The sequence below is a fragment of the Pseudomonas sp. CFBP13528 genome (genome assembly GCF_005233615.1).
Classification (GTDB): domain Bacteria; phylum Pseudomonadota; class Gammaproteobacteria; order Pseudomonadales; family Pseudomonadaceae; genus Aquipseudomonas; species Aquipseudomonas fluorescens_AM.
The window spans coordinates 65,374-86,055 of record NZ_QGAJ01000004.1 but is presented as its reverse complement, the minus strand read 5'-3'; the positions used below and the strand labels follow the sequence as shown (position 1 = coordinate 86,055).

Genomic DNA, 20,682 nt, shown 5'->3' with positions numbered 1-20,682 from the left:
ATCGTGTCTGATCTCGACATTTGCCGATCGGCTGCGGCGACTGGCGAACCGGCGTCTGCACCCGCGACCGCTCCTCAGGCTGCGGTACCGGCCTTGAATAGTTCGCTCATGAGTTCGGTGGCCGCACCGTGCCCGAAGACATGCGCGGAGTCGCGCTGGGAGGGGTCCAGCGTGCCTTCGCCTCTGATGCTCTGCCCGGTATAAACCAACGTTCCCTCAAGCACTTCGACCGCGCTGTGATAGCCCAAGCCGACCAAAAACGCGCCGGCCCCAGCCGCACGCGCATAACGCTGGTCCTGCTCGGCCGGTGTCAAATCCGACATAGGCGTGAGCCTGCTACTATCCTGACCAGGCAGCGCGCCCACGTATTGATCGCTCGCGCTCACTCCGCGCAGCATGTCCCAGGCCTGTAGAATCTCGACCGGAGACGCTGACATATGCCCGACAAGCGGCTCGGTGGTTTCCTTGATGCGGGCCGTGCCGATATCGAAAACCGCCCAGCGATTATCAGGAATACGCTCGGATGCCGGCACATTGAGCGCCTTATCCGCCTCCAGCCCGCTGTTATGCACGCCCGCTCGAAAAGGTATGTCGGCAGGCGAATTGAACGAACGAACTTTTCGTTCAGCGCGCTTATCCGGGCCTACCGCCGCAGACCCGCCCTGCTCCCGCATGCGCTGGACGGCGGCGGCATCGGGCACTTCCAGCCCCTGTGCCTGAAGCTGACGGTTGAGCGCCGTCATCAGCCCCTGGTCTGCGTTGCCGGGGGTGGTGTAAAACCCGCCGATATCGCCCATCAGTGCGATGGCCGCCGCTCTATCAGTGGCGCTTGCCGCCCCGCTACCGGCGCGCGCCAATGCAGCCAGCAAGTCGTCCGTTGTTTTCCCCGCCAACAGCCGGCCTTCCCCCAGTAAATGAGCACCCAGCATGCCCTGATGCTGCGGGCTCAGGTTCGACACCACACGGTGCAAGACGCTGGCGGCACCGGCCAGCTCTTGGGTCAGGACGTCGCCGGGCTTGTAGAGCACGTTTCTCGCCGCGACGGTCTGTGCCTACGCCAACGCATGGGTGGTTGTCTGAGCGGCCTGGCCCGCCGGGTTGCCATGGGTGATGTGTTGATGCACGGCGTCCTTGGCCTTGAGCGCATCATTGAAGACCGCAGCGTCCTTGGCGGCATTTTCCAGGGCGCCGTGATTCAGGAAAAGCCTGTCGCCGATGTGCTCGAAGCCGGGCTTTTCGGAAAAGGTCTGGCGCAGTTTGTCCTGCACGGTCGGATGGGTCAGCGCGTATGAGATTTCATCCATCGAATGCCCGCCATCCACGTAGATGAACAGCAAGGCTTGAATGGCCAAATAGGTTTCAAGGTCGTCCGGGCGGGTATTGGCATGCACATCCTTGCAAGCACGCACCGCCCCCTGTTCGATCACAATCGAACCCGACGGACCGTTGACGTAGGTCCCTGTGCCTTTTTCAAAAAACGTCTTCAGATAAGAACCCGGTTTGGATGCATCCGGGTGCTCGGGATCCTGCATCTCAAGCCTGTCGGGGCAACGGGTGCTGGCGCTGGCCAGCAACTGGCTCTGGTAATCGTTTTCATACTGGATATTGAAAGGGTCATTCAGGCGCAGGTCTGCGGGTGTCGCATCAATATTTCGCAAGATACCGACGTTGTGACTGTCTGCCTGCCTGAACAAATTACCTTCTCGAGCGTTGAGTTCAATACGGCCTTTTCCGGGTGCCTTGATGGGATCAAACACGCCGTCCCAATGGTCCACCGGGAGTTTTGCCTCGACGTCCGGTTCATTCTTCAGTGCGTAACTCAAATACCGGTGTTTGTAGATATCAAACAAGGCCGTCCTGGCCTCGGGCGAGATATTCAAGGTTTCCAAGGTTTTCTCGGCACGCGTGTAGAAGCCCTGGAGTTGATCCAAACCGACGATGCTTGTGTCGAAACTCTGGTTTTTCCAAGCCGCCTCGTATTTCTCGAACAACTGCGCAGACACGTAGTTGTTCTTGATGTAATCGACCTGGTTGTTTGAGATATCGACAAACGTTTTATAGGTAGCCGGCGAGCGGAAATAATCTTGCAGGGCATGCTTGGCATAGTAGCTTTCGAACGCGCGCCGTACCGGGTCGTTGACCATTTTCAGCCTCATCGAACCTTCGGCACCTTGCGTCGAGCCGTTGGTGACCAGCTTGGTCAGCTCAGCTCTACGCTGCTCTGGATCGGGGATGCCACGCAATCGGGTAAGGGTCTTCTGGGTTTCGGTTTCAGCTGGCCCCGCGATCCTGAACCTGTTCAAACCCAGGCTCAGCGCACCGTCCTTGATTGACGCCTTGCCCGGCGCGATACGGTCCTGTGAGTGTTTTTCCACGATATCACTGTCAATCACGGCGTTATAAATAGCGCCGTTTCTGATTTGCGCGACCTGCGTGCCGCCGTAAAGAAAACTGACCGGGCGCTCCTGCCCGTCGGCTTTGAGCGTCACGGTGGGCAGGGCGTTGGAAGTGACTTCAATAGGTTTGTTTTTTATATAGTCGAAGTTCTTCACAAACTCGACATTCTTCAACACCTGGTTAACAGCGTTAGCCTGTAACTCGGCCGCCGCGCTGGGGACGCTATCATTCGTGATCAGCATAGTGGTTGCCTGTAGTCTTGAGTAAGGTGGCGAGTGTCGTCGCGACGGTTTATTCAACAATGCTGTGCAGTGATGTCATCAGATTGAAAAACCCGTCCAATGCGACTTGCAATGTTTTGGCTGAGCCCATGCACGCATCGTCCAGCAGGGCCTTGACTTCGTAACCGCGCAGACCTTTGCCCAACACGGGCTGGCCGGTCACCACCGATGGCAACGCGTGCTGCAGTAAAAGCAGCAGTTTTTCCGCATGGATATTCAGCGTGGCGCTGTTCAGATTTTTCAACTCACTCCACATCCATACGCCATGATGGTCGGCAGTGAGCATGATCGGGCTGATCATTTTAAAGTTGAGCGCGATTGACGAGTGGCGATCAAAGTAGCCGATTTGTTCTGGGCGTACGCCAAGGTCCAATAAGGTTTCGCGTAGTGTTTTCGCAATATCAGAACTCACAGCCCATGCCCTCAAGCGTAAGCAGCCTTGCTTCTGGAGTTATAACTGGCGTCCCTGAGTTATCCCTTGGCGCCGCGCTCGGAGAATGTGAGAGAGGCGAAACATGAGTGGCGGCCGTCCACCAACAGTTCCATCGGGCAATGGGAGCGCGATTCGCGTATCAACCCGCCTGCGCCATCATTTGCCACAAGGAAGCCCCCACGCCAGTGATGCTCTCGCCTGCAATGAGCCCGGCCGCCGCAGTAATTGCAAAACGCTCGGTAAGGTTTGGCCAACGACAGCTGACCAACCAGGTCAGCACCGCTCCCAAAGCCATCATCAGCGAAATGGACGCCGGTAATACAAACGCCAACCCCAGGGCGGCAGCGCTTGGCAGGTAGCGGCTGCGATGCGCAGGCAAGGTGCTGTCAAGCACACCCAGCAATACGCCGATCAAACCCGCGATGCCGATGGCCCAGCGAATGCTCGGCGATAACGAGTCCAGCCCGTGGGTCAGGGTTTGCGCCACGGCTTTCCAGGTGGCGACGGCCGGGGCCGGCCATTGCTCGGTGAGGAGCATGGTCTGTGGGTCGGGAATCAGCGCCAGGTAGGCGAATACGCCGACGATACTGCCGACAAAAATCCCCAGGATCTGCGCGATCACCTGCTTGTGAGGGGTGGCGCCAATTGCCTTGCCGACCTTGAAGTCATTCATCAAGTCGGTGCACTGCCCGGCCGAACCGCCGGCGGTGTTGGCGCTCATCAAGTTGATCGGCACCTGTCCCGGCGCGACGATGCCAAAACTCAGCTGGGACAATTGCCCAATCGCGCCAATCGGCGGGATGCCGGTGGCCCCCACCACGCGCGCGGCCACGGCGGCCAGGCAGATGGCCAGGGGGATGGTGAGCAGTGCCATCCACGGGTTGATGCCGAACAGCAACGCCTGCAGGCTCACGACCAGGATGATCGCCAGCGCAGACCCGGCAGCCGGGCCCGGCTTCGGCAGGGTCCAGGGTGTGCCGCCGTCCGCGCGGGTGGTTCGGTGCAATGCCCACAAGCGAATGGCCAGGGACGCCAGGGTAGAACAGACCATCAGGCTCACGCCCGGCCACAGCAGCCACTCCACCAGTGCGGCGAATTGCGGGCCGCTGCTGCCCGGCGCAACGTCCACCAGCCCGTGCGCCAACAGCCAGGGCCCCAGCCCGCCCCAGGCCAGCAAGGCGCCGAGCAGCAAGGTCAGGCCTACGCGGATGCCGATGATGCCGCCAAAACCGAGCAACAACAGCGACGGGTCAGTGGTAAACGTCAGGCGTTCGAGCTGGGCCGTCGGCGACCAGCGCGGGAACGCCCACAGGAAGGTATCCACCCATTTGACCAACCCCGACAGCAACGCGGCGCCGAGCAGCACTTTCAAGCGCGTCGCCGCTTCGCGACCGTGGTTGTAGATATGCAGCAGGGTCTCCAGGGTGGCCATGCCTTCGGGAAACTTCAGTGCCTTGTCGTTGAGCAACGAGGGCCGCAGGTACCATGCGATCCAGATACCCAGGAAGCTCACGGAAAACACCCAGGCGATCATCGCGATCGCCTCCAGTTGGTTGCCCGTGAGCAAGGTGTAGGCCGGGATGGGCGCGACCAGCCCGCCGGAAATGATCGACGCGGCGGCCGAGGCGACGGTCTGGTTGATGTTGCTTTCGTGCAGCGTCCACGGCAATGGTGCAGCAGAACGCTTGGCCAGGCCCTGCCAGATCGCGTAGCCGATCAGCAACGCGATGATCGACATGTTGAACGACCAGCCGATCTTGAGGCCGGCGTACACATTGGACGGTGTGAGCAGGATACCGAGCAGGATGCCGGTGATGACCGCGCGCAGGCTGAGTTCACGTTCTACGGGGGTGGTTGCCGCGATGGGATGCATGCAGATTCCTTTCGACGAAAAACAGTGCCACCTCATAAGTGAGCGCTGAAAGACACGAAGGTTCATCGATTCGGCTTGCCCCGATTAGCCATAGGTATCTACACAACGCTGTAGCGCCCAACGCTAACCACGATGCGAAGCGAGCCGCTCTTGATCTTGATCTTGATCTGCTTTTGATCTTGATCTGCTTTTGATCTCAGGCGCCCCGTTAAACCACGCTGGCCGAACGCAGGCTTGAATCCGTGGGCAACCCGGCAGGACGCCGGGTTAGCCGCACTGGGCCATGGATGGCCCATTGCGGCGGCCCACGGATTCAAGCCGGAGTGAGGGCACACCGAGCCTAGGCGAGGTGCCGAGTGGTGGGGCAAGAGCCTTTTTGGTTACTTTTGGGGCTCTTTTCCAAAAGTGACCCGCTGTAAAAGCGGAACCGCCAGCCGCCGTTACCGCAGAAACGGATATGTACTCGGTCTGATCCAGCATCCTGGTCGGCCCGGAGGCCGCCATCGGGGGCAAGCCCCCTCCCACATTGAACCGAGGCGTGTCAGTGAGTAGCTGTCGGCTGGGAGGCCGCCACTGGGAGCAAGCCCCCTCCCACATTGGTCACACGCTGCGCTCACCCCCCAGTGGTAGATGCCGGTCCGGCATTTCACAGCTACAATGCGCGCCTCGACCGTGACAAGCCTGACTAAAAAAACTATGTCCTTGCCCAAGCATCACCTGGAATTGCTCAGCCCTGCCCGCGATGTGGCCATCGCGCGCGAGGCTATCCTGCATGGCGCCGACGCCATTTATATCGGCGGGCCAAGCTTCGGCGCCCGTCACAATGCCTGTAACGAGGTGAGCGATATCGCTCAACTGGTGGAATTCGCCCGTCGTTACCACGCCCGCGTGTTCACCACCATCAACACCATCTTGCATGACAACGAGCTGGAGCCGGCCCGCAAGCTGATCCACCAGCTCTATGACGCTGGTGTGGATGCGCTGATCGTGCAAGACCTGGGCGTGATGGAGCTGGATATTCCACCCATCGAACTGCACGCCAGTACCCAGACCGATATCCGCACCCTGGGCCGGGCAAAGTTTCTCGACCAGGCCGGTTTCTCCCAACTGGTGCTGGCCCGCGAGCTGAACCTGCAAGAGATCCGCGCCATTGCCGATGAGACCGATGCAGCTATCGAATTCTTCATTCATGGCGCCTTGTGCGTGGCGTTCTCCGGGCAGTGCAATATCTCCCACGCGCAGAACGGCCGCAGCGCCAACCGTGGCGACTGCTCCCAGGCGTGCCGCCTGCCGTATACCTTGAAAGATGATCAGGGCCGCGTGGTCGCCTTTGAAAAACACCTGCTGTCGATGAAGGACAACAACCAGAGCGCCAACCTGCGCGCGCTGGTCGAAGCCGGCGTGCGTTCGTTCAAGATCGAAGGCCGCTACAAGGACATGGGCTACGTGAAGAACATCACGGCCTACTACCGCCAGCGCCTTGACGAGATCCTCGAAGACCGCCCGGACCTGGCTCGCGCCTCCAGCGGGCGTACCGCGCATTTCTTCCTGCCCGACCCGGAAAAAACCTTCCACCGTGGCAGTACCGACTACTTTGTCAGCGACCGCAAGATCGACATCGGTGCCTTCGATACCCCGACCTTCACCGGCCTGCCGGTGGGCGTGGTGGAAAAGGCCGGCAAGCGCGACTTGCAGGTCATCACCCATGAGCCGCTGTCCAACGGCGACGGTCTCAATGTGTTGGTCAAGCGTGAAGTGGTAGGTTTCCGCGCCAACATCGCCGAACCCAAGGGCGAATTCGAGGAAGACGGCGAGAAGCGCTACCGCTACCGCGTCGAACCCAACGAAATGCCGGCCGGCCTGCATCAGTTGCGCCCCAATCACCCGTTGAACCGCAACCTGGACCACAACTGGCAACAGGCGCTGCTCAAGACCTCGGCCGAGCGCCGTATAGGCCTGTCATGGGTGGCGCGCCTGCGTGAAGCGCAGTTGGACGTCACCGCCACCAGCGAAGAAGGCATCAGCGCCAGCGTCACCCTGCCCGGCCCGTTCGGCGTGGCCAACAAGCCGGAACAGGCCCTGGACACGCTGCGCGACCTGCTGGGCCAGCTCGGCACCACCGAGTACCACGCCACCCGGATCGAGCTGGATGCGCCGCAGGCATTCTTCATCCCCAACTCGCAGCTCAAGGCGTTGCGCCGTGAAGTGATCGAGGCACTGACCGCCGCTCGCGTGGCCTTGCACCCGCGTGGCGGGCGCAAGGCCGAGACCTCGCCGCCGCCGGTGTACCCGGACGCGCACTTGTCGTTCCTGGCCAACGTCTACAACCAGAAGGCCCGCGACTTCTACCACCGTCACGGGGTGAAGCTGATCGATGCAGCCTTCGAAGCCCACGAAGAAACCGGCGAAGTACCGGTGATGATCACCAAGCACTGCCTGCGGTTCTCGTTCAACCTGTGCCCCAAACAGGCCAAGGGCGTCACGGGCGTGAAGACCAAAGTGGCGCCGATGCAGTTGATCCATGGCGACGAGGTACTGACGCTGAAGTTCGACTGCAAACCGTGCGAGATGCACGTGGTCGGCAAGATCAAGGGGCATATCCTCGGATTGCCGCAGCCGGGCAGCGCCGTCGAGCATTTCAACCCGGAAAACATCATCTTTCAGGGCACGCACTGACCCTCTGCAGAAGCGAGCTTGCTCGCGAAAAACGTAAGGACGCCGCGTGTCGACCCGATGCGCTGCGTTATCGTTAACGTTCTTCGCGAGCAAGAACTAGGCGTTCCCCTCGCTCCTGACGAGGTTACGCGGCCACCACCAGCCCCGCTGCAACCCCGCCGCCGCCAACAGAATCGCCGCCACACCCAGCCATTGGAGCCATCCCAGGCGATGGCCGAACGCGATCCAGTCGACGAAAATCGCCGCAATCGGGTAGATGAACGACAACGCGCCGGTCATGGCGGTCGGTAGCTTCTGTATCGCCCCGTACAACAACACATACATCAAACCCGTGTGCACCAGGCCCAGGGTCGCGAGCGCCGCCCAGGCATCGGTCGATGCGGGCAAACGATCCCAGGGCACCAGCGGCGCGAGCAACACGGCACCGGTGCTCACCTGGATCAACGCCATCAAATGCGGCGGCACCGCCTTGAGCCGCTTGATGATCAGCGCGGCAACCGCATACAGAAAAGCCGCGCCCAGGGCCAGTGCGATGCCTGCCAGATAGTCGCCGCCGCCCGGCTGCTCACCATGGGCAGTGACAATGGCCAGCATGCCCAGGAACGCCACGCTCAGCCACGTCATTTTGCGCAGGGTGATCGGCTCACCGAGAAACACCGCCGCCAGCATCACCAAGATGAACGGTTGCACGTTATACACCGCCGTACTGATGGCGATGGAAGCGCGCGAGTAGGATTCGAACAGCAGCAGCCAGTTGCCGACAATGGCCACGCCACTGAGTACCGCCAGCCCGAACCTGGCCCAACTGAGCAGGTCCAGCCGCAGGTAACCGAGCAAGGCGCACACCAGCAACAGCGCCAGCGCGCCGATCACGCAGCGCCAGAACACCACCTCGATCACCGACACGCCGGACACCAGCACAAACCAGCCAATGGTGCCGGAGATCAGCATGGCGGCGATCATTTCCCACATTCCGCGACGGATAGCGGTATCCATAATTGATGCTCCTCAAGTGAGGCTCGATTATGGCAATCTGGCACGCAGCCGCTCCAGCGACTAAAAAAGGCCGCAGCCACGAATGACCTTTATTAATTAGGCAGATTCCATGATCGACACCATCGACCAGCAACTCATCGCCGCCTTGATGGATGACTCGCGCCTGTCCCTCAAGGCCCTGGCCGGCATCACCGGGCTGTCTTCGCCGAGTGTCGGCGAACGCTTGCGCCGCCTGGAGGAACGCGGTGTGCTGACCCACTACACCGTCGATATCGACCCCAGGCACTTCGGCTACCTGCTGCAAGCCATCGTGCGTATCCGTCCCCTGCCCGGCAAGTTGCAGGAAGTGGAACGACAGATCCAGGCGATTCCCGAATTCACCGAGTGCGACAAGGTCACCGGTGAAGACTGCTTCATCGCCCGCCTGCATGTGCGCACCATGGATCATCTGGACACGCTGCTCGACCGGCTCAACGCCTACGCCGAGACCAACACAGCAATTGTCAAGAAAACTCCGGTGAAGCGGCGTTTGCCGCCGTTGACCGAATGACTGACAGTACACCGCACAAACCTGTGGGAGGGGGCTTGCCCCCGATAGCGCAGGGTCAGTCAGCATCTCGGAGACTGACACACTGCTATCGAGGGCGAGCCCCCTCCCACATAGTTGCGCTACAGCCGTCGATTTAAGCCTCGATGGCGTGCGCGGCAACTGAATGCAATCACATTGAACCTGCGCCCTGCAGCCGCCCTCAAAACCTGCACAAACCACGGCCCCGGTACTCGTTCGATGACATTTATTCTATGGCTGGCCGTATTGGGCGCAGTGCTGCTCACCCTCGCCCTCACGTCTTCCTACCTGCGCTGGATGCCGGTGACCACCTCGGCGGTGTGCCTGCTGTTGGGCATCGCCATCGGCCCGTTGGGCGTGGACCTGTTGCACCTGGACGTCAAGGGTTCCGCTCGCTGGATGGAGCACCTGACGGAAGTCGCGGTGCTGTTTTCGCTGTTCGTCAGCGGTCTGAAACTGCGCCTGCCGCTCAGGCATCGCACCTGGCGTATCGCGTTTGGCATGGCCGGGCCGGTGATGCTGCTGACCATCCTCGGCACCTGCCTGGCGCTGCATTACCTGTTCCAGTTGTCGTGGGGGGCGTCGCTGTTGGTGGGCGCGATGCTGGCGCCCACCGACCCGGTACTGGCCGGCCTGGTTCAGGTCAACAATGCCCAGGACTACGACCCGCTGCGGTTCGGCCTGTCCGGGGAAGCCGGTCTGAACGACGGCACCGCCTTTCCCTTTGTGATCTTCGGCCTGCTGTTCATGCAGCATGGCGGTTTCGATGGCGACTGGCTCGGCGGCTGGGTGCTGAAAAACCTGGTATGGGCGGTGCCGGCCGGGCTGTTGACGGGTTACTGGATGGGGCGTGGCATCGGTCGTGTGACCTTGCGCATGCGCCTGATCAATGCCGACAGCACCTTGTCACCCAATGACTACCTCACGCTGGCGCTGATCGCCCTGGCCTATGTGAGCGCCGAAGCCATCGGCGGCTATGGCTTCCTGTCGGTGTTCGCGGCGGGCCTGGGGCTGCGCCAGGCCGAGTTCAAATCCACCGGTTACGCCCAGACACCCGCCGAGCATCTGGCGCAGCCGGTGGTGGGCCACCTGGAGATCGAGCCTGAACAAGCCCTGCACGGTGATGTCAGCCAGTTGCAGGACACGCAGATCGCGGCCGGCGTAATGATGGGCGATATGCTCGCCTTCGGCAGCCTGGTGGAGCGCTCCATGGAGGTGTTCCTGGTGACGGTGCTGGGCATCGTGCTGGTCAGCCATTGGGACTGGCGCGCGCTGGGGCTGGCCGCGTTACTGTTTTGCGTGATTCGCCCGCTTAGCGTGTTCGCCATGCCTTGGGGCAGGCTGATGGACCGTCGCCAACGCAGTTTGGTCAGTTGGTTCGGCATTCGCGGAATCGGCAGCATCTACTACCTGTTCTATGCCCTCAACCACGGGCTGATCGGCACCAGCAGTGCTGTGGCGGTGAACCTCACCCTGTCAGTGATTGCGTTGAGCGTGATGGTGCATGGCTTGAGCACCCAACCCATGCTGGTGTGGTACGAACGGCGCGCCGCGCAAAAAAATTGAATCCTGGGCTGCGCCAGGGGATTAAATTGCTATCCCCCGGGCCCGTCGCCGGATCAGTCCTGCTTTTCTGTGTTGCCGAGGTCCGCCGCTTCATCCAGATCGTTGAGCGGCACCTCGGCATCGTCCATCAATGAGCCCGGGTCTTCATTGCCCGGATCGTTGAGTTCTTCGTCCACTTCTTTTGACATGACTCTCTCCTCTAACCGCCTTGGGTATCGATATCGGCGTCGGTTTCAGGCTTGTGCTCAGGTTCAGACTTGAAGTCTGGACTGTAGTCGTTTTCTTCGGCATCCGGGTCGCTTGCCGGCGCCGGGTCCTTGGGCGCATCGGCAGCAGTGCCGGGGCCCGGCTTGCCAGCGTCGATCGCCGGGTCGTTGCGGTTAGTGGTCTGGGGATCGTTATCTGTGGTCATGGCGCACCTCATTGCAGGCTTGTGGGGAATCTGTACCCCGTACAGCTAAGGCGCTGGGTTAACGGGGGAAGTTCCGTCCAATTGCTCATCGCAGTGGGTTGTCGACCTGGATGTAAAAAGCATAGATGCCCAACACCAGCCAGAACACCATGAACAACCACGGCGCCCGCATGGAAAACAGCAGTGACTTGCGATAGCCCTTGTGGGTTGACTCCATTTCGGAAAACAACGGCGATTCATCGTAGGCCATGCCCATCACCGGCTCACTGCGCAGCAGCTCGCTCTGCTTGTAGTGCCAGTGATCGATGATCTCGTAGGCCGCGCGGATGCCGGGCCAGGCGTTGAGTGAGCTGAGAATACCCAGGGCGGCGAGAATCACCGGCACCACCAGGGTGAACAACTTGCCCCACTCCGGGTTCAGGTTGCCCATTCCGGAGACGAAGGCAATCACCAGGAATGACTGGGCGGTGAGGTAGGCGTCGGTGCGGTTGGCCAGGATACTGGTTTCGTACTGGATCTCGCGACGATAGAAGTCGAGACGGTCCTTGGGCGAACCGAAGATCTTGGCGTTGTGCTCGCTGTGGTCGGTCAACGCCGCTTCCGGGGTGTTGGGCGAAATGATTCTGGGCACGATGGCGCTCCATACGGTTTCAAGGCTCATTAGAAGAGGCGGGCCAGGGTGAAGTTCAAGTTCGTCGCGCACCAAATCAGAGCACCCTGCGCCCCCCGTAGGAGCGAGCTTGCTCGCGAAGATCGTCAACGATGACGCGCCAATCTGGTTAAACCCATTGCTCTTGAGTTCTTCGCGAGCAAGCTCGCTCCTACAGAGGATTTACCGGTATTGACGGCCGTTACGGCACACGCCTTGCTTAATCCATTCATCCGCCGGTAAACAGGAGCATTCGTTACCCCCCGACCCAGAGCCGACCCCATAAGAAAGTAAGGACCAGGCCTGTTGGCACCCTTAGCCACAGGCTCATAAGAAAAGCGTTTTTTAGCGGCAGTGCCACCCAAGCAAGCTGCCAACCAAGCAAGGCTGGGCACTGACAAGGTACTGGAATGGCTCGATCTTTCTTCGATGAAATGAATGACGCAGACGGCGCCTGCCGTGCGCATTATCAGGATTTCTCCCGCTGGCTGGCCAATACGCCGCCGGAACTGCTGGCCCAGCGTCGCCGTGAAGCGGATTTGTTGTTCCACCGCGCCGGGATCACCTTCACCCTGTACGGCGACGAGCAGGACACCGAGCGCCTGATTCCCTTCGACATCATCCCGCGCAGCATTCCCGCCAGCGAATGGAGCGTGATCGAGCGCGGCTGTATCCAGCGGGTCACCGCGTTGAACATGTTTCTCGCCGATATCTACCACGACCAGCGCATCATCAAGGCCGGGATCATCCCGGCAGACCAGGTGCTGGGCAATGAGGGCTATCAAAAGGCAATGGTTGGCCTGGACCTGCACCGCGACATTTACTCGCACATCTCCGGCGTCGACCTGGTGCGTGACGGCGACGGCACCTACTACGTACTCGAAGACAACCTGCGCACCCCCAGCGGCGTCAGCTACATGCTCGAAGACCGCAAGATGATGATGCGCCTGTTCCCGGAAGTGTTCGCCAGGCAGCGCATCGCGCCGGTGGACCACTACCCCAACCTGCTGCTCAAGACCCTGAAAAGCGCCAGCCGCCTGGACAACCCCAACGTGGTGGTCCTCACCCCCGGGCGCTTCAACAGTGCCTTCTTCGAGCATGCCTTCCTGGCCCGGGAAATGGGCGTAGAGCTGGTGGAAGGCGCCGACCTGTTCGTGCACGAGCTCAAGGTATTCATGCGCACCACCGACGGCCCCAAGGCGGTGGACGTCATCTACCGGCGCATCGATGACGCCTTCCTCGACCCGCAGGCGTTCAACCCCGACTCGATGCTCGGCGTGCCCGGCCTGGTTGCCGCCTATTGCGCAGGCAACGTGGTACTGGCCAACGCCATCGGCACCGGCGTGGCCGACGACAAGTCGATCTACCCCTATGTACCGGCAATGATCCGCTTTTACCTGGATGAAGAACCCATTCTGCAAAACGTACCGACCTTCCAGTGCCGCAAGCCGGATGAACTGTCCCACGTGCTGGCCAACCTTGCACACCTGGTGGTCAAGGAAACCCAGGGCTCGGGCGGCTACGGCATGCTGGTGGGCCCGGCTTCCAGCGCTGCCGAGATCGAGGACTTCCGCCAGCGCATCAAGGCGCGTCCCCATGCCTATATCGCCCAGCCGACCCTGAGCCTGTCCACCTGCCCGACCTTCGTCGAAAACGGCATCGCGCCGCGGCATATCGACCTGCGCCCGTTCGTGCTTTCGGGCAAGGAAACCCGCCTGGTGCCCGGCGGCCTGACCCGTGTAGCGCTCAAGGAAGGCTCACTGATCGTCAACTCGTCGCAAGGCGGCGGAACCAAGGACACCTGGGTGGTGGAGGGCTGAGTATGTTGAGTAGAACCGCCGCAGATCTGTATTGGATGTCCCGCTATCTTGAGCGCGCCGAGAACCTGGCGCGCATGCTGGAAGTCAGTTATTCGCTGTCGTTGATGCCCCAGGCCGGGCGCAGCGATGGGCTCGATGAACTGGCGATGTCGTTGCTCTGCAGCGGCACCCTGGACAGCTACCTTGAGCGCCATCAGCAACTGGACGCCGAACGCATGCTGCACTTCTTCGCCCTGGATGAAGAAAACCCGGCCAGTATCTACAACTGCCTGCGCGCTGCCAGGGGCAATGCCCATGCAGTGCGCGGACGCATCACCGCCGACATGTGGGAAAACCTCAACGCCACCTGGCTGGAAATGCGCAGCATCGCCGCCGGCGGCCTGGCGCGGCATGGCATCAGCCATTTCTGTGACTGGGTCAAGCAACGCTCGCACCTGTTTCGCGGCGCAACCTCCGGCACCATCATGCGCAATGACGCCTATCGATTCATTCGCCTGGGCACCTTTGTCGAACGTGCGGACAACACCCTGCGCCTGCTGGATGCGCGTTATGAGATGTTTGGTGAAGAGTCCGAAGAAGTCAGCGACTTGTCGGCACGCGGCTATTACCAGTGGAGTGCCCTGCTGCGGGCGCTGTCTTCGTTCGAAGCCTACACCGAGCTGTACCCGAATGCCCTGAACGCGCGTTCGGTGTCCGAGCTGCTGCTGTTGCGCAGCGACGTGCCGCGCTCGCTGCATGCGTGCATCGAGGAACTGAGCCACATCCTCGCCGACCTGCCCGGCAGTTACGGCCGCACGGCGCAGCGCCTGGCGGCCGAGTTCGAGGCACGCCTGCGGTACACCGGCATCGATGAGATTCTGGAAGATGGGCTGCACACTCGGCTGACCGACTTCATCGACACCGTGCGCGAACTGGCGCGGGCGATACAAAGCTCCTACCTGGAAGTGGTCTAAGCCCCAACACAGTGCCAATGTGGGAGGGGGCAAGCCCCCTCCCACATTTGAATGGCTGTGTATCCCTCAGGTCGTTGGTGCCCACCAACGCGGCAATAATTGCCTCACCCGCGCCTCACCAAAGCGATCATCGATCAACATCACCACGCCCCGGTCGTGTTGACTGCGGATCACCCTCCCCGCCGCCTGCACCACTTTCTGGATACCGGGATACAGATAGGTGTAGTCATAGCCCGCGCCGAAGATTGCGCCCATGCGCGCTTTCATCTGTTCATTCACCGGATTGAGCTGCGGCAGGCCCAGGGTGGCGATAAACGCGCCGATCAGGCGCGCGCCGGGCAAGTCGATGCCTTCGCCAAAGGCGCCGCCCAGTACCGCAAAACCCACGCCCTGGCTGTGCGGGGTGAACTGGTCCAGAAAGGCCTGGCGTTCAGCCTCGGCCATACCCCGCGACTGCAGCCACAGAGCAATCTGCGGGTGCCGCTCGGCCAGCAGCTGTGCGACTTGTTGCAGGTAATCGAAGCTGGAGAAAAATGCCAGGTAGTTGCCCGGCTGCGTGGCGAATTGCCGGGCGATCAATTCCACAATGGGTTCCAGCGACGCCTGGCGGTGCACGAACCGCGTGGAGATGCGCTCGACAATGCTCACTTTCAATTGCTCGGCCTTGAACGGCGATTCGACGTCGACCCAGGCGGTGTCCGTCGGCAGCCCGAGCAAGTCGGCGTAGTAGTGGCGTGGGCTGAGGGTCGCGGAGAACAGCACGCTGCTGCGCGCAGCCGTCAACCTGGGCCGGATGAACTCGGCCGGCACCACGTTGCGCAGGCACAGGGTCGAGCTGCTGCGCTTGGCGCTGAAGGCGCGCTTGCTGATATCGAAGATGAAGTGTTCATTGAACAGCTCGGCCACCTTGTTAAATTGCAGCGCCTCAAAGTAAAAAGCCTGCAAGTCGCCGCTGAGGGCTTCGGGGTGGTCGTTGAAATAGTCGCCCATGGCGCTGGCACACAGGCTCAGGGCCTGGAGCAGCTTGTCGGGTTTGGCCGCGTACGCCTGATACGGCGCAAGCTGGTCCTTGTGCAGCGCATTCCACTCACGGTTCAAGCGCTGCAAAGGCTTTTTCAGCGGCTCGGGGGCGCTGTCGCGCAGCGTCTTGAGGCTGTACTGGTCGAGGCTGGCGCTGTACATCGAACGTGCGCGCTCGACCAGGTTATGCGCCTCGTCGACGAGCACGGCGACGCGCCACTGATTGAGCTGCGCAAGCCCGAAGAGCATGGCGCCGAAGTCGAAATAGTAGTTGTAGTCGGCAACCACCACGTCGGTCCAGCGCGCCATTTCCTGGCTCAGGTAATAGGGGCAGACGTCGTGGGCCAGCGCGACCTCCCGCAGGTGACGCTGATCGAGCAGACGAACCCTGGCTGCCGCCTGGCGGGCGGCGGGCAAGCGATCGTAAAAGCCCTTGGCCAGCGGACACGAGTCGCCGTGGCAGGCTTTGTCCAGGTGCTCGCAGGCCTTGTCCCGGGCCACCAGTTCCAGCACCCGCAGGGACAGTTCGGGGCTGCTGTCGTACAGCACTTGGGCGGCATCCAGCGCCAGCTTGCGGCCCGGGGTCTTGGCGGTCAGGAAAAACACCTTGTCCAACTGCTGCGGTGCCAGGGCCTTGAGCATCGGAAACAGGGTGCCGACGGTCTTGCCGATGCCGGTCGGCGCCTGGGCCATCAGGCAACGGCCGGTACTCACCGCCTTGTAGACCGATTCGGCCAGCGAACGCTGGCCGCTGCGAAACTCGGCATGGGGAAACGCCAGGCCTTGCGCGTCGCGGTTGCGCGCTTCACGGTGTTGCATCTGCTGGTGGGCCCAGTCCAGGAACAGCGCACATTGCTGGTTGAAGAAGCGCTCAAGGTCGAGCGCGGCAAAGCGCTGTTTGAGCAGGGTCTCGCCCTCGCCGACGATATCGAAATACACCAGCGCCAGCTCGATCTCATCGAGCCCCAGCTTCTGGCACATCAACCAGCCATAGACCTTGACCTGGGCCCAATGCAATTGCCGATGGTTGGCGGGCTGGGCCTTAAGGTCGCCGCGATAGGTTTTTACCTCCTCGAGGCGGTTGCTGTCCGGGTCATAGCCGTCCGCCCTGCCCCGCACCTTGAGTTGCTCGTACTCACCCTCGAGCGCGACTTCGTTCTGGTAATGCGCGCTGCGCCGCGACGCCACCGTGCGATGGCCGACGATGCCTTCCTGGGCACTGGGCGAGGGAGTAAAGCGCAAGTCCAGGTCACCGACCTTGGCCGTGAACTCGCACAACGCCCGCACCGCGACGCTATAGCTCAAGCGGGCTCTGCCCAGCGCACATAGCAGACCGTGACCGGCATCTGGTACTCGCCGCAGAACTCCAGCCAGCGCAGTTGATTGTCCTGCAGGCGGTCGCCAGGGCCCTTGACCTCGATCATGCGGTAGGTTTTCTGCGCCGGCCAGAACTGGATCAAGTCAGGCATCCCGGTGCGGTTGGCGCGGATATCCAGCAGCAGCCGCTCGAACCAGTAACGCAGGTGTTCGGCTGGCAGGCAGGTCAGGGCTTGCTCCAGCAGCTCTTCGCTGAGCAGGTTCCAGAATACAAAGGGCGATTGAATGCCCCACTTGTCCACGTAGCGTTGGCGAATGGTGATCTTGTAGCGCTCGTCCCGCAGTTGCTCAAAGCAGGTGCTGAACAACTCGGTTCGGCGCTGATGAAAGTCCTCACTGTGCAGGTCGGCAGGCCCGCGCTGGAACGGGTGGAAAAACGCGCCGGGCAGCGGCGCGAAGATCACGTCCCAGCACAGCAGGCCGAACAGCGAATTGATCAGGCCGTTTTCCACGTAATGCACCGGCGCGCCCGGCTCGCTCAGGTGGGCCTGCACGCAATATTCCACCGACATCAGCGGTTGCGGCGGTGTCAGTGCCAGGTCCAGGCGCGTGACGGCTCGCGGCTTGGCCTTGGGCACCTTGGGCTCACCCAGCTTGCGCCGCAGACGCGGCACTACGCGCAGCAGGTGTTGCTGCTCGGCGGCGCTTTGCGGCGCCTGTTGCGCCGCCACGGCCAATGCCAGGGCTTGTGCATAGGCCTCCTGGCGCTCCAGCACGCGGATCAACCGCGCACGCGCGCCGGGATAGGCGCAGCCACGATAGATCTGCTCGGCCACGCTCAACTCAGCGCTGCGCTCGCAGTATTGGCCGATCTGGAAGAGCAATTTGGCGCGGCGTTTTTCCAGCCAGGGGTTGTCGGTGTGCAGCGTGGCGATGTGCGCCAACACCGTTTCCAGCGCCTGGCCCGCATCAAAAGCCTGTTGACACTGGTGCAGGAACAAAAAGCCCTCCACGTCGGCGCGGCTGCGCAACCCTCGGGACTCGGCGCAGAACGCAACCTTCTCATAGGTGTAGATACCCAGGTCCGCCAGCACGAACTCCGACCAGTCCTGGTACAGGTTGCCGAAAAACATCAGGCGCAGGCGGTCGCACAATTGCATCACCGTCAGGCTGTAGAGCACATCCTGCAGGTCGGGGCACCAAACGGCGAAGCTGCGGCTTTCATTGAACTGCGCAGCCAATGGCTCCAGCCAGTCGGTTTTGCGGCCCTTGGGTTGCTCGATCCAGGGCTTGAAGGCCGCGAGCAGCTCGCTTTTTTGCAGCAAACCGAACAGTTCTTCAAAGCCCAACAGGCAGTGGTCCTCGACCCAACCGAGCGCCAGCAATGGCTGCATGGCCGCATGCGGGCAGCCGATTTCCAGGTAATTGAGCTTGCCTCCACGAAAATGCACGCCCTTGCGCATGACCATGCGCACCAATAACGCTTGCGACGCCTGCGGCAACCTGTCGAATTGCTGAATGAACTGCAATTCGTCCGGGTCGAGCAGATCGGCATAGCGCTGCTCCAACCACATCAGCACTTGGCGGAAGTTGTGCAGGTAATACAAGGGGTCTTCGAGGGGGTTGGCCATGGCACAAAGCGATCAACTACTGGTTATGCATACAGAGTGACGCTGCAAACGCTTTGTTGCAATCAGTAATAGATAAATGGCGCCTGCAACTTTTTGAAAAAAAGCGATCAGATGAGGGAGCTGATCGCGTAACATTTATGCCCCGTAGCCAGACGCTGCGGGACTTTTCAGGGTTAAAGGTAAGGGTAATGAACATGAAGAATTTGGGTCTGCCGCTGGTTGCACTCACTTTTCTGGTATTGGCCGGTTGCTCCACGCAAACGGTGGTCACGTTGCAAAACGGCACACAGTATCTGACCAAGGACACACCCAACGCCAAGACCGCCGACGGTTTCTATGAATTCACCGACATCGCCGGCAAGCGTATTCGTATCAAGGCCGATGACGTGGCAACGGTGCGCAAGGAACAATAAACCTGGCGTCAACGCCGATCACATGTGGGAGGGGGCTTGCCCCCGATAGCGCCAGGTCAGCTACATATAAGCAGGCTGATACACCGCAATCGGGGGCAAGCCCCCTCCCACAGTTTTGACGGTGTTCCCACTCAGCCGATCATTATCCCCTCCCCTGACACACTGCTCACCCCCACCAGTGTCACCGAGTCGGCGCCGAAGCTGATCACGGTGTCCCCGCCTACCAGCTTGGCATGATCGCGATAATCCGTGCTGCCCTGCACGTCCGTGAAGACCAGCTTGTCCGTTGCCTGGTAGCCCAGCACACGATCATTGCCAAAGTGCCCTCTGAACAGGAAGGTGTTATGCCCGCTGCTGTCGCGGATCGTGTCATTGCCTTTGCCGCCCTCGATAAAGTCCGCGCCCTTGCCGCCCTGGATCAGGTCGTCGCCGTGACTGCCGATGATGAACGTATTGCCCTTGTGCGCTTCGGCATTACGGTTGAGGTCTTGCACCCAGGTGGTGGCCCGCGCGGGGTCGGACAGGTTGGCGACGATCACCGTGGAGTCGCGGGTAATCTGTTCATAGAAGCCGGAGTCGAGAATGCGCGTCATGCCATCGCCGTAGCCGGTGGGCAAGTGCGACACCCAGGTCGGCAGGTTGAGGATGGAAAACGGCAGCACGTTCCACAGCGATGACGCGTAGTGGTCGTTGAAGCTGACGATATTGTCGGTGGTGGACTCATGGGGTTTGTCGTGCACGCCCAGCGACGACGGGTTGAACGATGCGCCATCCAGCGCGCGGAACACCGGGTCATTCTCGTAGCCCACGTTCAGCACCTTGTCACCGCCACTCTGGGTTGGCGAGGCGTAGGCCACGTAGTTGGCGTCCTTGTAGAAACCCGCCCATTTACTGTCGCTCAAGTCGGCCATGCTGTTGACCGCCAGCCCACCGAGGCTGTGACCGCTGACCAGCACATCCTGGCCGCTCAGGCCGTGGGCACCGGCAAACTCGGCGACGTTTTTGAGCAAGCCGCCGAAGGCTTCGCCGGCGTAGTTTTTCGCGTAGTCCTTGGGACCGAACGCGGCGAGCAGGTCGCTGATCACATCACCGATGGCGTCACTGATCAGGTTCTCCCGCGGCCCCGAGGTGCCGCGAAAACCGATGCCGATTTCCTGCAGCGTGCCGGCATCATCGTATTTGCCCAGCACTTCGACCTGGGCCGAGGCGTAGCCGGGTTTTTCGCCAAAGAATGTGCCCCGCGCGTCCACCTTGCCGGTGTAACCCAGGGCGCCCGCGCTGATCGGCGTCCAACCGGCCGCATGCACAGCGTCGAGGGCGGCTTTTTCCGAGTCGGGGTTCCAGGGGATCCCGCCAATCACCCCCTGGGCATCGGTGCCGCCGATCAAGGCGCTCACCAGCGTGGCCGGCAAGCCCAGGCCCAGGCCGTTGTTCTGATAACCCACGGCAAAACCGTGATCCAGGTTGTGGTACGCATACAGCGTGATCGCCAGCGCATCGGCGAACAGCGCTTTGGAGCCCTCGGTCCCGAGGTTTTTGTAGTCAAAGATACCCATGGCACTGCCTCTCTGTTGTTGGATTTGTCGAGAAAGCCAAAACACCTTTTTATCCATCACCCGCTGTAGGAGCGAGCTTGCTCGCGAAGCTCGTCAACGATGACGCGCTCTACCTGAACAA

General features: G+C 61.2%; 17 protein-coding genes. 6 read left to right on the top strand and 11 right to left on the bottom strand.

Annotated elements, in window-relative coordinates:
- Positions 1-74: 74 nt before the first annotated feature.
- The 4 genes from PspCFBP13528_RS09900 to PspCFBP13528_RS09885 form a co-directional block, all read right to left on the bottom strand.
- Positions 75-1,028: a hypothetical protein gene (locus tag PspCFBP13528_RS09900; RefSeq protein WP_137200104.1), complete on the bottom strand. Its 954-nt coding sequence runs from the start codon at positions 1,026-1,028 to the stop codon at positions 75-77.
- Positions 1,029-1,052: 24 nt separating this feature from the next.
- The gene (locus PspCFBP13528_RS09895) at positions 1,053-2,639 is read right to left on the bottom strand and encodes a hypothetical protein (RefSeq protein WP_137200103.1); all 1,587 of its coding nucleotides are present in this window, start codon (positions 2,637-2,639) and stop codon (positions 1,053-1,055) included.
- A gap of 49 nt (positions 2,640-2,688) precedes the next feature.
- On the bottom strand, positions 2,689-3,090 hold the full coding sequence (locus PspCFBP13528_RS09890; RefSeq protein ID WP_065952871.1) for a hypothetical protein: 402 nt from the start codon (positions 3,088-3,090) through the stop codon (positions 2,689-2,691).
- Positions 3,091-3,250: 160 nt separating this feature from the next.
- A complete protein-coding gene (locus PspCFBP13528_RS09885; protein WP_137200102.1) occupies positions 3,251-4,984 on the bottom strand; it encodes an OPT family oligopeptide transporter in 1,734 nt (577 codons plus the stop codon).
- Positions 4,985-5,680: 696 nt separating this feature from the next.
- Here PspCFBP13528_RS09885 and PspCFBP13528_RS09875 point away from each other — a divergent pair.
- Positions 5,681-7,660: a U32 family peptidase gene (locus PspCFBP13528_RS09875; protein ID WP_101220599.1), complete on the top strand. Its 1,980-nt coding sequence runs from the start codon at positions 5,681-5,683 to the stop codon at positions 7,658-7,660.
- Between the two features lie 96 nt (positions 7,661-7,756).
- On the opposite strand, the gene PspCFBP13528_RS09870 is transcribed toward PspCFBP13528_RS09875, so the two are convergent.
- On the bottom strand, positions 7,757-8,656 hold the full coding sequence (locus PspCFBP13528_RS09870; protein WP_065953488.1) for a DMT family transporter: 900 nt from the start codon (positions 8,654-8,656) through the stop codon (positions 7,757-7,759).
- A gap of 109 nt (positions 8,657-8,765) precedes the next feature.
- On the opposite strand from PspCFBP13528_RS09870, the gene PspCFBP13528_RS09865 reads away from it, so the two are divergent.
- On the top strand, positions 8,766-9,206 hold the full coding sequence (locus tag PspCFBP13528_RS09865) for an Lrp/AsnC family transcriptional regulator (RefSeq protein WP_065953487.1): 441 nt from the start codon (positions 8,766-8,768) through the stop codon (positions 9,204-9,206).
- A 237-nt stretch (positions 9,207-9,443) separates the two neighbouring features.
- Positions 9,444-10,790 (top strand): sodium:proton antiporter, encoded by a 1,347-nt coding sequence (locus PspCFBP13528_RS09860; RefSeq protein WP_065953486.1) that lies wholly within the window; start codon positions 9,444-9,446, stop codon positions 10,788-10,790.
- A 53-nt stretch (positions 10,791-10,843) separates the two neighbouring features.
- Here PspCFBP13528_RS09860 and PspCFBP13528_RS28040 read toward each other — a convergent pair whose 3' ends face one another.
- The 3 genes from PspCFBP13528_RS28040 to PspCFBP13528_RS09850 form a co-directional block, all read right to left on the bottom strand.
- Positions 10,844-10,978, bottom strand: a complete 135-nt coding sequence (locus PspCFBP13528_RS28040) for a hypothetical protein (protein WP_275113128.1) — start codon at positions 10,976-10,978, stop codon at positions 10,844-10,846.
- Between the two features lie 11 nt (positions 10,979-10,989).
- Complete coding sequence (locus PspCFBP13528_RS09855; protein WP_137200101.1) at positions 10,990-11,202, bottom strand: hypothetical protein; 213 nt, start codon at positions 11,200-11,202, stop codon at positions 10,990-10,992.
- An 85-nt stretch (positions 11,203-11,287) separates the two neighbouring features.
- Positions 11,288-11,833, bottom strand: coding sequence for a hypothetical protein (locus PspCFBP13528_RS09850; protein ID WP_043050489.1), 546 nt, complete (start codon positions 11,831-11,833; stop codon positions 11,288-11,290).
- A 428-nt stretch (positions 11,834-12,261) separates the two neighbouring features.
- On the opposite strand from PspCFBP13528_RS09850, the gene PspCFBP13528_RS09845 reads away from it, so the two are divergent.
- Both PspCFBP13528_RS09845 and PspCFBP13528_RS09840 read left to right on the top strand, forming a co-directional pair.
- Complete coding sequence (locus PspCFBP13528_RS09845) at positions 12,262-13,671, top strand: circularly permuted type 2 ATP-grasp protein (RefSeq protein WP_065953484.1); 1,410 nt, start codon at positions 12,262-12,264, stop codon at positions 13,669-13,671.
- Positions 13,672-13,673: 2 nt separating this feature from the next.
- Positions 13,674-14,624 carry an alpha-E domain-containing protein gene (locus tag PspCFBP13528_RS09840; protein WP_101220594.1) on the top strand — a complete coding sequence of 317 codons (951 nt, stop codon included), beginning with the start codon at positions 13,674-13,676 and terminating at the stop codon, positions 14,622-14,624.
- 66 nt (positions 14,625-14,690) lie between these two features.
- Here the strand turns inward: PspCFBP13528_RS09840 and PspCFBP13528_RS09835 are convergent, their stop codons facing one another.
- Both PspCFBP13528_RS09835 and PspCFBP13528_RS09830 read right to left on the bottom strand, forming a co-directional pair.
- Positions 14,691-16,949: an ATP-dependent DNA helicase gene (locus tag PspCFBP13528_RS09835; RefSeq protein WP_137200100.1), complete on the bottom strand. Its 2,259-nt coding sequence runs from the start codon at positions 16,947-16,949 to the stop codon at positions 14,691-14,693.
- On the bottom strand, positions 16,946-18,592 hold the full coding sequence (locus PspCFBP13528_RS09830; protein WP_137200099.1) for a VRR-NUC domain-containing protein: 1,647 nt from the start codon (positions 18,590-18,592) through the stop codon (positions 16,946-16,948). The genes PspCFBP13528_RS09835 and PspCFBP13528_RS09830 overlap by 4 nt, the downstream gene beginning before the upstream one ends.
- A 188-nt stretch (positions 18,593-18,780) precedes the next feature.
- On the opposite strand from PspCFBP13528_RS09830, the gene PspCFBP13528_RS09825 reads away from it, so the two are divergent.
- Positions 18,781-19,005, top strand: a complete 225-nt coding sequence (locus tag PspCFBP13528_RS09825) for a YgdI/YgdR family lipoprotein (protein ID WP_057722473.1) — start codon at positions 18,781-18,783, stop codon at positions 19,003-19,005.
- A 131-nt stretch (positions 19,006-19,136) separates the two neighbouring features.
- Here PspCFBP13528_RS09825 and PspCFBP13528_RS09820 read toward each other — a convergent pair whose 3' ends face one another.
- Entirely contained in the window at positions 19,137-20,561 is a 1,425-nt protein-coding gene (locus tag PspCFBP13528_RS09820; protein WP_137200098.1) for a lipase, read from the bottom strand.
- Positions 20,562-20,682 lie beyond the last annotated feature (121 nt).

Excerpts from the sequence above, each read along its gene's own strand:
- PspCFBP13528_RS09860 (WP_065953486.1), top strand. The coding sequence starts at position 9,444 with ATGACATTTATTCTATGGCTGGCCGTATTGGGCGCAGTGCTGCTCACC.
- PspCFBP13528_RS09855 (WP_137200101.1), bottom strand. The coding sequence starts at position 11,202 with ATGACCACAGATAACGATCCCCAGACCACTAACCGCAACGACCCGGCG.
- PspCFBP13528_RS09875 (WP_101220599.1), top strand. The coding sequence starts at position 5,681 with ATGTCCTTGCCCAAGCATCACCTGGAATTGCTCAGCCCTGCCCGCGAT.
- PspCFBP13528_RS09870 (WP_065953488.1), bottom strand. The coding sequence starts at position 8,656 with ATGGATACCGCTATCCGTCGCGGAATGTGGGAAATGATCGCCGCCATG.
- PspCFBP13528_RS28040 (WP_275113128.1), bottom strand. The coding sequence starts at position 10,978 with ATGTCAAAAGAAGTGGACGAAGAACTCAACGATCCGGGCAATGAAGAC.
- PspCFBP13528_RS09840 (WP_101220594.1), top strand. The coding sequence starts at position 13,674 with ATGTTGAGTAGAACCGCCGCAGATCTGTATTGGATGTCCCGCTATCTT.
- PspCFBP13528_RS09825 (WP_057722473.1), top strand. The coding sequence starts at position 18,781 with ATGAACATGAAGAATTTGGGTCTGCCGCTGGTTGCACTCACTTTTCTG.
- PspCFBP13528_RS09895 (WP_137200103.1), bottom strand. The coding sequence starts at position 2,639 with ATGCTGATCACGAATGATAGCGTCCCCAGCGCGGCGGCCGAGTTACAG.
- PspCFBP13528_RS09830 (WP_137200099.1), bottom strand. The coding sequence starts at position 18,592 with ATGGCCAACCCCCTCGAAGACCCCTTGTATTACCTGCACAACTTCCGC.
- PspCFBP13528_RS09845 (WP_065953484.1), top strand. The coding sequence starts at position 12,262 with ATGGCTCGATCTTTCTTCGATGAAATGAATGACGCAGACGGCGCCTGC.
- PspCFBP13528_RS09865 (WP_065953487.1), top strand. The coding sequence starts at position 8,766 with ATGATCGACACCATCGACCAGCAACTCATCGCCGCCTTGATGGATGAC.
- PspCFBP13528_RS09820 (WP_137200098.1), bottom strand. The coding sequence starts at position 20,561 with ATGGGTATCTTTGACTACAAAAACCTCGGGACCGAGGGCTCCAAAGCG.
- PspCFBP13528_RS09885 (WP_137200102.1), bottom strand. The coding sequence starts at position 4,984 with ATGCATCCCATCGCGGCAACCACCCCCGTAGAACGTGAACTCAGCCTG.